This is a genomic window from Faecalibacterium sp. AF10-46, from assembly GCF_003604105.1.
Classification (GTDB): Bacteria; Bacillota; Clostridia; order Oscillospirales; family Ruminococcaceae; genus Faecalibacterium; species Faecalibacterium taiwanense.
In genome coordinates this window covers 102,945-115,183 of record NZ_QVGY01000005.1, presented here as the reverse complement: position 1 = coordinate 115,183, position 12,239 = coordinate 102,945, and the positions used below count along the sequence as shown (strand labels likewise).

At 56.8% G+C, this 12,239-nt stretch carries 10 protein-coding genes; 3 read left to right on the top strand and 7 right to left on the bottom strand.

Going from position 1 to position 12,239, the window contains the following annotated elements; translation table 11 throughout:
* Positions 1-6: 6 nt before the first annotated feature.
* Positions 7-1,917, top strand: coding sequence for a hypothetical protein (locus DWV57_RS07410; protein ID WP_120020399.1), 1,911 nt, complete (start codon positions 7-9; stop codon positions 1,915-1,917).
* A gap of 281 nt (positions 1,918-2,198) precedes the next feature.
* Here DWV57_RS07410 and DWV57_RS07405 read toward each other — a convergent pair whose 3' ends face one another.
* Both DWV57_RS07405 and DWV57_RS07400 read right to left on the bottom strand, forming a co-directional pair.
* Entirely contained in the window at positions 2,199-3,344 is a 1,146-nt protein-coding gene (locus tag DWV57_RS07405) for a glycoside hydrolase family 88 protein (RefSeq protein ID WP_120020398.1), read from the bottom strand.
* A 4-nt stretch (positions 3,345-3,348) separates the two neighbouring features.
* Positions 3,349-4,905, bottom strand: a complete 1,557-nt coding sequence (locus DWV57_RS07400) for a glycoside hydrolase family 28 protein (protein ID WP_044953799.1) — start codon at positions 4,903-4,905, stop codon at positions 3,349-3,351.
* Positions 4,906-4,987: 82 nt separating this feature from the next.
* Here DWV57_RS07400 and DWV57_RS07395 point away from each other — a divergent pair, with 82 nt between their 5' ends.
* On the top strand, positions 4,988-5,806 hold the full coding sequence (locus DWV57_RS07395; RefSeq protein ID WP_118526721.1) for an AraC family transcriptional regulator: 819 nt from the start codon (positions 4,988-4,990) through the stop codon (positions 5,804-5,806).
* A gap of 84 nt (positions 5,807-5,890) precedes the next feature.
* On the opposite strand, the gene DWV57_RS07390 is transcribed toward DWV57_RS07395, so the two are convergent.
* From DWV57_RS07390 to DWV57_RS07370, 5 genes are all read right to left on the bottom strand, one after another.
* Positions 5,891-6,748 (bottom strand): carbohydrate ABC transporter permease, encoded by an 858-nt coding sequence (locus tag DWV57_RS07390; RefSeq protein WP_097777291.1) that lies wholly within the window; start codon positions 6,746-6,748, stop codon positions 5,891-5,893.
* A 10-nt stretch (positions 6,749-6,758) separates the two neighbouring features.
* Positions 6,759-7,688 carry a sugar ABC transporter permease gene (locus DWV57_RS07385; protein ID WP_097777234.1) on the bottom strand — a complete coding sequence of 310 codons (930 nt, stop codon included), beginning with the start codon at positions 7,686-7,688 and terminating at the stop codon, positions 6,759-6,761.
* 209 nt (positions 7,689-7,897) lie between these two features.
* Positions 7,898-9,289 carry an ABC transporter substrate-binding protein gene (locus tag DWV57_RS07380; protein ID WP_097777235.1) on the bottom strand — a complete coding sequence of 464 codons (1,392 nt, stop codon included), beginning with the start codon at positions 9,287-9,289 and terminating at the stop codon, positions 7,898-7,900.
* A gap of 600 nt (positions 9,290-9,889) precedes the next feature.
* The gene (locus tag DWV57_RS07375; protein WP_120020397.1) at positions 9,890-10,507 is read right to left on the bottom strand and encodes a thymidine kinase; all 618 of its coding nucleotides are present in this window, start codon (positions 10,505-10,507) and stop codon (positions 9,890-9,892) included.
* A gap of 86 nt (positions 10,508-10,593) precedes the next feature.
* Complete coding sequence (locus tag DWV57_RS07370) at positions 10,594-11,235, bottom strand: redox-sensing transcriptional repressor Rex (protein WP_097777237.1); 642 nt, start codon at positions 11,233-11,235, stop codon at positions 10,594-10,596.
* Positions 11,236-11,496: 261 nt separating this feature from the next.
* Between DWV57_RS07370 and DWV57_RS07365 the strand changes: the two genes are divergently transcribed.
* Positions 11,497-12,177: an ATP-dependent Clp protease proteolytic subunit gene (locus DWV57_RS07365; RefSeq protein ID WP_120020396.1), complete on the top strand. Its 681-nt coding sequence runs from the start codon at positions 11,497-11,499 to the stop codon at positions 12,175-12,177.
* Positions 12,178-12,239 lie beyond the last annotated feature (62 nt).

Here is a 12,239-nt window from a genome sequence, read left to right as displayed (position 1 = left end):
TACGTTATGAAAAAATCGCTTCGTTTCGCCAGTGCGGCGCTGGCTCTCACCCTCGCCGCAGGCTGTGCAATGCCCGCATTTGCAGCTGGTAAGGGCAGCTTTTCCAAATCCGAGACCGTCTATGCTGTGATGAACGGCGACGGCTCCATCAAGAGCACCACCGTCAGCGAGCACCTGTACAGCGCCTCCGGCCTTGCAAACGTCACCGACAAGACCACCCTGACCGACATCCAGAACACTGAGAGCGATGCCGAGTTCACCCAGAACGGGGAAGAGCTGGTGTGGAACACCAACGACACCGATGTTTACTACAAGGGCAATACCGACAAGGCCCTACCCATCGATGTGAAGGTGACCTACGCTCTGGACGGTCAGGAAGCCGCCCTTGAGGACATCATTGGCAAGAGCGGCCACCTGACTGTGACCGTCAACCTGAAGAACAACGAGACCGGCACCGTGAACGTGAACGGCAAGGACCGCACCATCGTCACTCCGCTGATCACCGCTGTGGGCGTCATTCTGGGCGGGGATGCTTCCAACGTGACCGCAGAACACGGTATGATCGAAAGCGCCGCCAAAAGCAGCGTTGCCGCCTTTGTCACCCTGCCGGGCGTGAAGGATTCCCTGTCCGGCCTGCTGCCCGATGAGGTGGACAGCATCGAAGACTATCTGCAGGACACCGTGACTGTGGAAGCCGATGTGGAAGACTTTACCTGCCCGCAGGTCATGGTGGCCTGCGCTACCAGCACGGCCGCTCTGGGCACGAGCAACGTGTTCGACCTGAGCAGCATCAACGACCTGACCGACGGCATCAACCAGCTGAACGATGCCATGAGCCAGCTCATGGACGGCGCTTCCCAGCTGGTGGACGGCACCTCTCAGCTGGCAAGCGGTGTTCTGGCCCTGCTGGATGGTGCCAACACCCTGAACAACGGCGCTGCCGCTCTGGACGACGGCCTTGGCCAGCTGACCAACGGTCTGGACACCCTGAGCGCCAACAATGCAGCACTGAACGCCGGTGCGCAGCAGGTGGCTGACGGTGTGCTGGCTTCTGCCAACAAGACTCTGAAGGAAGGCGGCCTGATCGACGAGGACATGACATGGTCGAACTACGAGGCTGTGATCGACAACATCCTCACCATGAACGAGAAGACCCTCGCTGCCGGACGCCGCAAGATCGTGCGCACCGTGTGGGAACAGGCTCCCAGCTTCAAGGACAGCCAGCTGGATCTGGCCCTGTATCTGTCTGCGACCAAGACGAACCACGATTTGGAAGCAGCCCTCAAGCTGATGCAGAACTACGACCCCTCCATGCTGTGCGGTCTGGTACAGCTGCTGACCAGCGAGGATGCCAAGAACACTGCCAAGGCCGAGCTGAAGTATCAGGTGGAGAACAGTCAGGATATGGCCGATGTCCGCGCCCTGAAGACCAGCCTTTCTCAGATCCAGTTCTTTGTTTCCAGCGTGAACCAGTACACCGCAGGCGTGCAGACCGCTGCGGACGGTGCCCACTCCGCAAAGGATGGCAGCGCACAGCTGGCTGCAGGCACCAAGACCCTGTATGACGGCGTGAACACTCTGAACACCGGTGCAGGTCAGTTGAATGACGGCGCAGGCCGGCTGAACGACGGTCTGAACCAGTTCAACGAGGAAGGCATCTCCAAGCTGACCGGCGCGCTGGATCAGAATCAGCTCCATGGCCTGAAAACCGTGCTGGACGAGATGACCGACCGCCTGAACGACTACACCAGCTTTGCCGGTGCACCGGACGATGCCGAGAGCAGCGTGAAGTTCGTCTACAAGACCGCTGAAACCGTGGCTGCTGCCGACACCACTGCAGCCGAGACTGAGACGGTGAAGGAAGGCAATGTCTTTACCCGTCTGTGGCAGCGCATCGTGAACCTGTTCAAGTTCTGATAAGACGTCTTCGAGAATTCATGTTGAACCTCTTTTCATAGAGAAGGGGCTGCTGCAAAACAGCCCCAACGAAAAAATGAGATAGACTTCCCCGAAAGGGGCTGCCTATCTCATTTCTTTTTTGAGATCTGCCTTTGAGTTTTCAGCATTCTGCCCGTTTTGTACGGTGAATGCGGCTGTTTTCAACATTTTAAAGGGACGCTGTTTTGCAACAGCCCCACGGGCGATGGAATGGCCCGACTTGTGTCCGGCAAGAAAGCTGCCCGCCTACGATATGCAGTTTACTTGCGTGCGATCATTTCGGTGTAAGCCAGCACCAGCGGGCCGACACCCTTGGCATCGTTGCAGACCACCGGCTCGCTGAAGTAATAGGCCAGAGAGCCGTCGCGGTGATCCTTGCCGCCAAGACCCGCCACCAGGCAGATGCCGTCCAGCTGCAGACTGCCATCCGGGTTCTTGGAGAGGTACTTGTCGCAGGTGCCGTAGAAGGCCTTTTCGGCCCATGCGGCCATGCGTTTGGGCAGGTAGCCCAGACGCACGCCTTTGAGCACCGCGTAGGCAAACAGAGCGGTGCCGCTGGTCTCGAGGTAGTTGCCCTCCACGCCGGGGTGATCCATCACCTGCCAGAACATGCCGGTCTCCTCGTCCTGGAATTTGTGCACATCCTCAATGGTCTGCTTGAGCATTGCCATGATGCCGCGGTACTCGTTGTACAGCTGCTCGTCCATCCGCTCCAGCACGTCCACCATGGCTACCATGAACCAGCCCATGGCACGCAGCCAGAAGTTGGGGCTGCAGCCGGTGACGGGGTCGGCCCAGTACATCTGGCGGCTCTCATCGTAGCCGTGGTAGTACAGGCCGGTCTTTTCGTCCCGCATGTGCTTTTTGATATTCATGAACTGTTTGTAGCTGTCGATGCAGCCCTGCATCTTGTTAAAGCGGGTCTCGTACTCCATGTAGAAGGGCTGGGCCATGTAGGTGCCGTCCAGCCACACCTGCCACGGGTAGATGTCCTTGTGCCAGAAATTCCCCTCTTTGGTGCGGGGCTGGGTGGCCAGCTGGCTGCGGATGGTCTCGATGGCCTTGCGGTATTTTTCATCCCCAAAGATATCGTACAGGGTAAACAGGTTCTTGCCCTGATTCACGTTATCCAGATTGTACTCCTTGGGGTCGTAGGTCTTGATGGAGCCATCCTCCTGAACAAAGGAATCAATGAAGCTCTTGGAGAAGTTCAGATACTTCTCGTCGCCGGTGGTCTTGTACAGGCTCAGGCAGGCCGTGATCATGCAGCCGTCGATGTAGTTCCACTTGTTGGGCTTGCCGCTGCGCACCTTCTCGATGTTCCACATGGGTGCTTCGGCGCTGGAATTGGCGATCAGGTAGTCCACGTAATCGCCCAGCATGGTAAGAATTTCTTCATGGGTCATGGGTTTAGTCCTCCTCAAAATGGCCGACATTTGCAAAGTGCAGGCGTTCGCCCTCGTAGCCCTCGATCTTCACGTTGTGCAGGTCGATCTCCTTGACATTCTCGGCGTAGATGGCCAGCTTCTTCACCAGAGGGCGGTTATCTGCCATAGCGGCCTGACCGGCCTCGGCATTGGGGTCAAAGGTGATAGTGACGTTCTTCATGGAAACGCGCTCAATGGGCTGCTCCGGCAGGCCGTCGAAGTAGCATCCCGCGAACTGAGCGTCGGTGGCGACGATGTCCTCCATGGTCAGGCTGCCCAGCTTCGGGGTGTATTCGTCCACGGGCATGGCATCGCGGCACTGCACATAGGGGCCGTGGCCGTCCGGGTCGCAGAAGTAGAACATGTTGATGACGAAGGGTGCCTTGACACCCCGCATCTCCACATTGCGGAACACCAGCCCATCGATGACGGCGGTGTTGCCGCGGCCGCGGCGGGTCTTGACGCGCAGGCCGCGGTCGGTGTGGTCCATCAGGCACTGGGTGACCACCATATCCTTCACGCCGCCGCTCATCTCGCTGCCAATGACGATGCCGCCGTGGCCTTTGTCCAGCAGGCAGTTGCGGATAACGGTGTGCTCACAGCTCTTTTTCAGCTTCATGCCAAGGAATACCTTGCTGGCCTTCATGGCAATGCAGTCGTCGCCCACATGGATGTTCACGCCGATGATGCGGATATACTCGCAGCTTTCGGGGTCAATGCCGTCAGTGTTGGGGGCATTGTAAGGATTGTTGATGTTGAAGTTCAGCAGGTCAAGGTGCTTGACAAAGATGGGGTGGATCGTCCACGAATAGCTGTTCTGCACCGTGATGCCGTGCAGGCAGATATTCTCGCTGTCCACAGCAGCCACAGCGCGGGGCCGCCATGCGATGCGCTTGATCTTGGGAGTCACCCACCAGTCGCCGTTCTCGGCATCGCAGTCCAGCGTGCCCTCGCCGGTCACAACGACATCGTGCACCTGCGTGATGTTCAACAGACCCGCAAAGCTGTCCAGCGGGTTTCCCTCCCAGCCGGTCAGGTAGTATTCATCCACCTCGTTCTCGCTGGGGATCACGCCGGGCAGGATGGGGTAGTGGGTGCGGTCGTTGTCGCCCAGCAGCACAGCGCCCTTTTCAAGATAGAGGGTGGTGTTGCTTTTCAGGAACAGGCTGCAGGTGCGGTAGCGGCCTGCGGGCACGTACACTGTGCCGCCCTTGGGGCAGGTGGAAAGAGCCGCCTGCAGCTTGAGAGTGTTGTCCGTGGTGCCGTCGGCCACCAGACCGTAGCGGGAAGCATCCACAAAGAAGGTCTCGGCCTCGGTGGTAAAGGTGCAGGTCAGGCTTTCGCCCTCGGCCTGCACACCCACCGTGTACTCAGTGCCGGGCAGCAGGGAGAACAGAGAGAACACGTTGGTCTGGCAGGCTTCGTAGACGGTCTTGCCGTTCAGGGTAACGGTGAACGGGTGGGCCGGACGATAGCACAGGCCGTTTTCCAGCTCGAAAACAGCGCTGCGCGTCATGGAACGGATAAGCGACAGATTCATGGGAGAACCTCCTGATGGTTTTGTCTTGCCTGTAGGGTGCAGGCGTGGTATGATGGGGAAAATACAAAAATGAGGATTTTTTATGAAACCGGAACGGGAAAAAATCACCGGCAAAGTGGCCGCAGCCACCCTGCGCCTGAATATTGGCCGCTACGAGCTGCCGCCGGATGAGGACACCTGCTATCTGCTGCTGGTGTCGGAGGGCAGCGTCACGCTGGAATACGAGAGCGGGAATGTGCTGGTAAACCCCGGCAGCGCCGTGCTGCTTGGCCCCGGCGGCTGCAGCTTTGCACAGACCGGCAGCGCCGTGCCGCAGATCGTGGGGTGCCACTTTCCGCTGGGGATGCTGCATGATTTGAAAAACACAGCCGGGCGGGATTTCGGCCGCCTGTTTGCGCCCGGGGAGCGCACAGTGCTGTATGCACCGGTGCAGTGGCAGAGCCGCATCCGTACCCTGTTGGAAATGATGGCCAGCGCCAGCACCGAGCAGGATTACCCCGGCCCGCTGTACCTGCTGCTGATCCTGCACTATGTGGAGCAGGAGTGCATTGCCGAGAGCAGCGCCGTGGCGCGTCCCCACAACGAAACGGTGGAGCGGATCTGCGCCTACCTTGCGGCCAATTACCGGCAGAAGTTTTCCCTCACCGAGGTAGCGGCGCAGTTTTATCTTTCGCCCTACTACCTGAGCCGTTTGTTCCGGCGGGTAACGGGCCAGTCCATCGTGGATTATATCAACAACCGCCGCATCGAAGCGGCCCAGAAGCTGCTGGAAACGACTGAGCTTTCCATCAGTGCGGTGGCCGAACAGACCGGCTTTGCCAGCGCCGCCCATTTCCGCCGGGTGTTCCGCGATGTGATGGGTACCGGCCCACTGCAGTACCGCAAAGGACATAAGAAATAAGAAACACCCCCTGCACCATCTACGGGAACGGCACAGGGGGTGTTTGTTTGTATCAGATGATCTTACGCTGTGCGGGGAAAGGGCTTAGCCCTTGACGGCACCGGCAGAGATACCTTCAACGAACTGGTCCTGTGCACAGAAGAAGACGATCAGCTGCGGCAGGATGGAGATGAGGGACAGAGCAAGGATCTTGTTCCATGCGAAACCGGTATCACCGTCCATGGACAGCTTGACGAACAGGGACATCGGGTACTTACCGGGAGTGCTGACGTAAAGCAGCGGACCCATGAAGTCGTTGCAGCTCCACATGAACTGGAACAGTGCGCAGGACACCAGAGCGGGGCCAAGCATGGGCACGATGACCTTGTACAGGGTCTGGAAGGAGGAGCAGCCGTCGATGGCAGCGGCTTCGTCCAGATCACGGGGGACATTGCGCATGAACTGCACCAACTGGTAGACGAAGTAGGTCTCGGTTGCAAATGCGCAGTGCACCCAGATAGCCAGATAGAAGGGGCTGTCCAGCCAGCCGAACTTGTTGTACAGCAGGTACTGCGGCACATTCAGAACGACCTGCGGCAGGAACAGGGTGGCCAGCATGATGTTGAACATCAGCTTACGGCCGGGGAAATCGAAGCGGCCAAAGCCGTAGGCAGCCACACAGGCGGAGACCACCGTGCAGATCACCTTGGGGATGACGTAGCTGTAGGTGTTCAGCATGGCCTGCAGGATGTTGATGGAACCGCCGAAGTTGTTTAGTGCGCCGCGGTAGCCATCCAGAGTGGGGTGCTTGATCCACAGGCTGATGCCTGCAAAGATCTCGCTGTTGTCCTTAAAGGTAGCGCTGATCATCCACAGCAGGGGATAGATCATGATAACGCCGACCAGGATCAGGACGAAATACTTGAAGAAGGTTGCAATTTTGTTCGATGTTTTCATTCCCATACTGGTCACCTTACCTTTCGTCAGAGTAGTAGACCCACTTCTTCTGGCTGGTGAATGCAATGATCGTCAGGATGCAGACGATGATGAACATGATCCATGCCAGAGCGGATGCCATACCCATGTCATAAGACTTGAATGCATAGTTGTAGACCAGCAGAGAGATCAGCGTGGTAGAACCACGGGGACCGCCGTTGGTGATGATGTAGGGGCCATTGAACTCCTGGAAAGCCTGGCAGATCTGAGTGACCAGATTGTAGAAGATGATGGGGGTGATCATCGGAACGGTGATGGAGAAGAACTGACGCCACTTGCCGGCACCATCAATGGTAGCGGCTTCGTACAGGTCTGCAGGCACGCCCTTCAGAGCGGCCAGGAACAGCACCATGGCGGAACCAAACTGCCAGATGCGCAGGAAGCAGATGATCCACAGCGCGTAGCTGGGGTCAGACAGCCACTCGGGGCCCTGCACCAGACCAAAGGTGACAGCGCGCAGCACGGTGTTGAGCAGGCCGTCCACGCTGAACACAGCCTTCCACAGAACGGCGATTGCAACAGAGCCGCCCAGAATGGAGGGAATGTAGTACACCGTGCGGAACAGGTTGACGCATGCGATCTTGAAGTTCAGGATGTATGCGATGAACAGCGCAAAGACCAGCTTCAGAGGCACGGTAATGAAAGCGTACTTGAAGGTGATGAGCAGCGCCTTGGTGATCTTGGTGGTGGTAAAGGCCGTGATGTAGTTGGCCAGACCAACGAACTGGGTGCCGCTCTTGAAGAAGTTCATATCGGTGAAGCTGTAGTACAGCGACTGACCAAAGGGAACTGCCTTAAAGACGACGAAGCCGATGATCCAGGGAATCAGATAAAACAGACCCTGATATTTGTCCAGCCACTTCTGGAACGGGGTGCGCCCGACGGCGGGAGCATTGCTTTCTTTCATCTGGGAAATCCTCCTTTTTAAGGAATTTCGGAGCATGAGACGGACGAAGGGGGTAACAGACCGGATACAGCTTTGTCAAGAATTTGTAACATATTCCTGACAAAAAAGGGGCATCTGCCGTATGGGCGGCAGGTGCCCCTCCGTTTTGGTCAAAGGGTGCCTTTTATGATATGTACGTCACCGCACACAGCGGCACTCTGAAGAAAAACTTAGCCGATGGTGTAACCAACAGACTCCATGCCGTCCAGCAGGGTATCAACAACATCTGCACCGGAAACGCCGTCGTAGTCAACGGTGTCGAACACTTCCTGATAGATGCCGGTGCCGGAAGCCTTCAGGTCGTTGTTCTCGAACAGGGGATCCAGCTTGTTGGTGGTGAAGGCCATGACCTTTGCATTTGCCTCAGCAACCAGATCCTTGACAGCGCCGGCTTCCTGAGCAGCAGCCAGACCAGCCTTGGAAGCGGGGATGCCGCACTCGGAACCCATGATGGCAGCGCCCTTGCCGTTGTTCAGCAGGAAGTCGATCAGGGTAGCAGCCTCAGCAACGCACTGGCTGGTCTTGGTGATAGCCAGACCCATGGAGACCTTGGAGAAGCCGCCGTTGTTGTCGCCGAACTTGATCTCTTCGCCAACGGTGAAGCCGTCCTTGTTGGCATCATCCAGAGCGGAGGAGTACTTGGAAGCAGCGGAATCCCACTCGAAGATACCTGCGATCTTACCGGTGATCCACTCGTTGGACTGGTGGGTAGCGGTATCGGAGTTAGCGGAGTAGTAGGTCTTCAGGTTCATCATGACGTGGCCATCCACCAGGCTCTTGATGAAGTCGATGCCCTCAGCGATCTCGTCCTCGGTGTAGTTCAGGGTAGAGGTGACGGGATCAGCCCAGTCCTTGCCGTACTTGGACTCGAGGTAGAACACCATCAGGATCATACGGTCGTATGCGCCCAGATGCATGGGGTAGTAATCGTCGCCCAGCTTCTCCTTGAATGCCTTGCCGGCAGCCATCAGATCATCCAGAGACTTGGGAACTTCGGTGATGCCAGCCTTGTTGAAGGTGGTCATGTTCCAGAAGAAGATACGGCCGGTCATGGAGACAGGCACGCACTGCTGAGCGTTTGCAACGTAGCAGGCATCCAGAGCAGCGTCATCCCACTGGGTCAGATCCAGAAACTTGGAAACGGTGTTCAGATCCACGAACTTGCTGCCATCAGCAGAGTAGTTGTACAGCCAGTTCCAGTTCACCTGGCACACATCCTGTGCGTTGCCAGCGATGAAGGCAGCTGCCATTTTCTCTTCCCAGCCGGACCATGCGGCGAAGGTGGGCTCGATGGTGATGTTGGTGTGCTCAGCCTGGAACTCCTTGATGGCGTTCTGGTAAGCCTCGTGACGGCTGTCGCCGCCCCACCAGCTGATGGTCATGGAAACAGGGCCGTCAGACAGTGCCAGGCTCTCGTCTGCAGAAGCAGCGGGAGCGGAAGAAGCGGTGGAAGCAGCAGAGCTGGATGCAGCAGAGTTGCCGCCGCAGGCAGCCAGAAGGCCGGCAGCGCCCACAGCGCCGGTGACCTTCATAAAATCACGACGAGAAATTGCCATGCTCATTTTTGTTCTCCTCCTAAATACAGAAAACATCATCTCGAACGGGGGTTCTGCACATACCCCGTTGTATACAATTATGATAACAAAACAACAACCAAAAAGAAAGACGCAAATTGCAGATATCTAAACAAAAAACGTACAAATATTGCTCTTGTTTTCACGCGAGAATTGATGCCTTTGCTGAAATGAATAAACTTGGCTCGAAAAACTGTGCAACATGTATATTTCGCCATTTTGCATAGAAAACTGGGATGTATCATAGGGGGAACGTCGAATTTTGCAATAATTTTGTAAACATTCGGTTTTGGAATATGGAACTGTTGCATACATTGTGGCAGAGCAACACATTAAAATGGCCCGGATGCGGGCTTGCAAACTGATATATCAATAGTGCAAAAAATGTGCACTCTGATATATCAATCGCGTGAAGCAGGCATCCGGCACCGGTCTGCAGGCGTTGAAATCGGTGCTTCTTCGCCCTTTTGGGGGGTGAAGAAGCATCGACAGCGACATATTTTGCGCTGCTGCGTGGACAGCGCCTGTGGGCCGGGGAAAAAAAGAAAGACTGCCGTGTCGTTGAACACAACAGTCTTGTATACAAGCTTATTCGACCTGCGAAGCAGCTTTTTCGGCGTAGAACGCGCGTTTTGCCTTGAAGTAGCACTGGGGGCACATGCTCACGTACTGCACATCGTTTTCCAAATCGATGGCCACCTGCTCGCCCTCAAAGACGAACCTGCCGTTCACCCTGCGGCAGTTGCAGATGGCCTTGCGGCCGCAGGTGCAGATAGTCTTCATCTCCTCGATGGTGTGGGCCAGCTCCAGCAGGCGGGTGGAGCCGGGAAAGCCTTTGAGTGAAAAATCTGCCCGCAGGCCGTAGCAGATCACCGGAATGTTCAGATCCACAGTTACCATGAACAGCTGCTCTGCCTGCTGCGCAGTGAAAAACTGGCTCTCGTCGCACAGCACGCAGGCCAGCGGCGCACCGTCAGCGTTGGCCGTGCGCACGGCCTCGAATACATCCGTCTCCGGCGGGATCAACAGATCAGCCTTGCGGCGCACGCCCAGACGGCTCACCAGCTCACCGCCGCCCTTGGTGTCCACCTGTGGCTTGAGGATCAGCACCCGCATCCCCTGTTCTTCGTAGTTGTGGGCTACCTGCATCAGGGCGGTGCTTTTGCCGCTGTTCATTGCGCCGTAGCGGAAATACAGTTTTGCCATTTGAAAAACTCTCCTTGCAGAAGAACCCTCTCAGTCAAAGCCTGAGAGGGTCCTTTTATTACTCTTGTTCCTTATAACAGGTATCTTCAGTCCTGATTGCGCAGGCGGTAGCCAAGGCTCATCAGGCTGTCGCCCAGATGGACATTCTCCACCACCACATCGGGATACGGCACAGAGAGGTCATAGTGGGAGAAGTTCCAGAAGCCCTCGATGCCCAGATCTACCAGACGGCCGCTGACCTGTTCCGCACCATCGCGGGGCACACAGAGCACTGCGACCTTGGGGTGATGCTCGGCACAGAAAGACTCCAGCTCGTCGATATGGCGGATCTGGATGCCGCTGATCTCCTTGCCTACCTCGCTCTGTGCCACATCAAAGGCGGCGATCAGGCGGTAGCCGTTGGTATCGGTGGTGATAAAGCGGCTCACTGCCTTGCCCAGACGGCCGCAGCCGATCAGGATGGTGGGCAGGCGGTCACCGTTGCCGAACAGCAGGCCTTCCAGAATGGAGAGCAGGTTTTCCACCGAGTAGCCGATGCCCTGCCGGCCATTCACATCGCCGATGCAGTTGAAGTCCTGCCGTACCTGCGAAGCGGTGGTGCCCATCTGAGCAGCCAGCTCGCGGGAAGAAATGCTGTTGATGCCGTCCACCTGCAGAGAGCGCAGATAGCGGTAATATTTGGGAAGACGCTTGATAACGGGAAGTGAAGCCTTTGCAGGGGTGTTCATAGAATACTTTCTCCTTTCGCTCTATCGCAGTACTTGCCGCAGCTGCCTGCTTTACAGATGCGGCGCAGAGAAACCCCGATCCGTTTACGGGTTCATATTGCAGATATTACAATCAATTATTTAAAGTATACTGCACCGATGGAGAATGTCAAATCATTCTCAAAAAAATTTTATGAAATGTTACCGCTTTTTTGCTGCAGCGAGTCTGCATAGCCCGGCACAGGCTGGGGAATGCTGACAGAAAACGCAGGAGGAAAGCATATGAACGATGAAACGCAGCTGACCGACGAGCGTCGGCTGGAAAAGGAAGAGATCGAAGATCTGGGCACGGTCACGCTGGCCCGCGGGGAGCATGTGATCCACTGCCTGACCGTCATCGGCCAGATCGAAGGCCATTCGGAAGCGCCGCAGGGCCAGAAGACCACGAAGTATGAGCATGTGATCCCGCAGCTGGTGGCCGCGCAGGAAGATCCTCGCATCGAAGGTCTTCTGGTGTTGCTGAACACGGTAGGTGGTGATGTGGAAGCAGGCCTTGCGCTGGCGGAGCTGATCGCCAGCGTGTCCAAACCCAGTGCAACGCTTGTGCTGGGCGGTGGGCACTCCATCGGCATCCCGCTTGCCGTCAGCGCCCGGCGCAGCTTCATCGTGCCCACAGCCACCATGACCGTGCACCCGGTGCGGCATTCCGGTGTCATTCTGGGGGTGCCGCAGACCATGCGCAGCTTTGAGCAGATGCAGCAGCGCATCACCGGCTTCGTAGCGGCCCACAGCGGCATGACCGAAAAACGCTACACCGACCTGATGCTCCACACCGGCGAGCTGGTGATGGACATGGGCACCGTGCTAGATGGACGCCGGGCCGTGAAGGAAAAGCTCATCGACGAGCTGGGCGGGCTTTCGGATGCGCTGGCGTGGCTGTATAAAGAGATCGAACGCAAATGAAGGCCGATTTTGTACAACAATAGGTTTGCCATTTTCTTCCCTGCGTGGTACAATAATAAAAT

Bases quoted from the DNA above. Each gene is read 5' to 3' on its own strand.
- DWV57_RS07410 (WP_120020399.1), top strand. From the start codon at position 7: ATGAAAAAATCGCTTCGTTTCGCCAGTGCGGCGCTGGCTCTCACCCTC.
- DWV57_RS07405 (WP_120020398.1), bottom strand. From the start codon at position 3,344: ATGACCCATGAAGAAATTCTTACCATGCTGGGCGATTACGTGGACTAC.
- DWV57_RS07400 (WP_044953799.1), bottom strand. From the start codon at position 4,905: ATGAATCTGTCGCTTATCCGTTCCATGACGCGCAGCGCTGTTTTCGAG.
- DWV57_RS07395 (WP_118526721.1), top strand. From the start codon at position 4,988: ATGAAACCGGAACGGGAAAAAATCACCGGCAAAGTGGCCGCAGCCACC.
- DWV57_RS07390 (WP_097777291.1), bottom strand. From the start codon at position 6,748: ATGGGAATGAAAACATCGAACAAAATTGCAACCTTCTTCAAGTATTTC.
- DWV57_RS07385 (WP_097777234.1), bottom strand. From the start codon at position 7,688: ATGAAAGAAAGCAATGCTCCCGCCGTCGGGCGCACCCCGTTCCAGAAG.
- DWV57_RS07380 (WP_097777235.1), bottom strand. From the start codon at position 9,289: ATGAGCATGGCAATTTCTCGTCGTGATTTTATGAAGGTCACCGGCGCT.
- DWV57_RS07375 (WP_120020397.1), bottom strand. From the start codon at position 10,507: ATGGCAAAACTGTATTTCCGCTACGGCGCAATGAACAGCGGCAAAAGC.
- DWV57_RS07370 (WP_097777237.1), bottom strand. From the start codon at position 11,235: ATGAACACCCCTGCAAAGGCTTCACTTCCCGTTATCAAGCGTCTTCCC.
- DWV57_RS07365 (WP_120020396.1), top strand. From the start codon at position 11,497: ATGAACGATGAAACGCAGCTGACCGACGAGCGTCGGCTGGAAAAGGAA.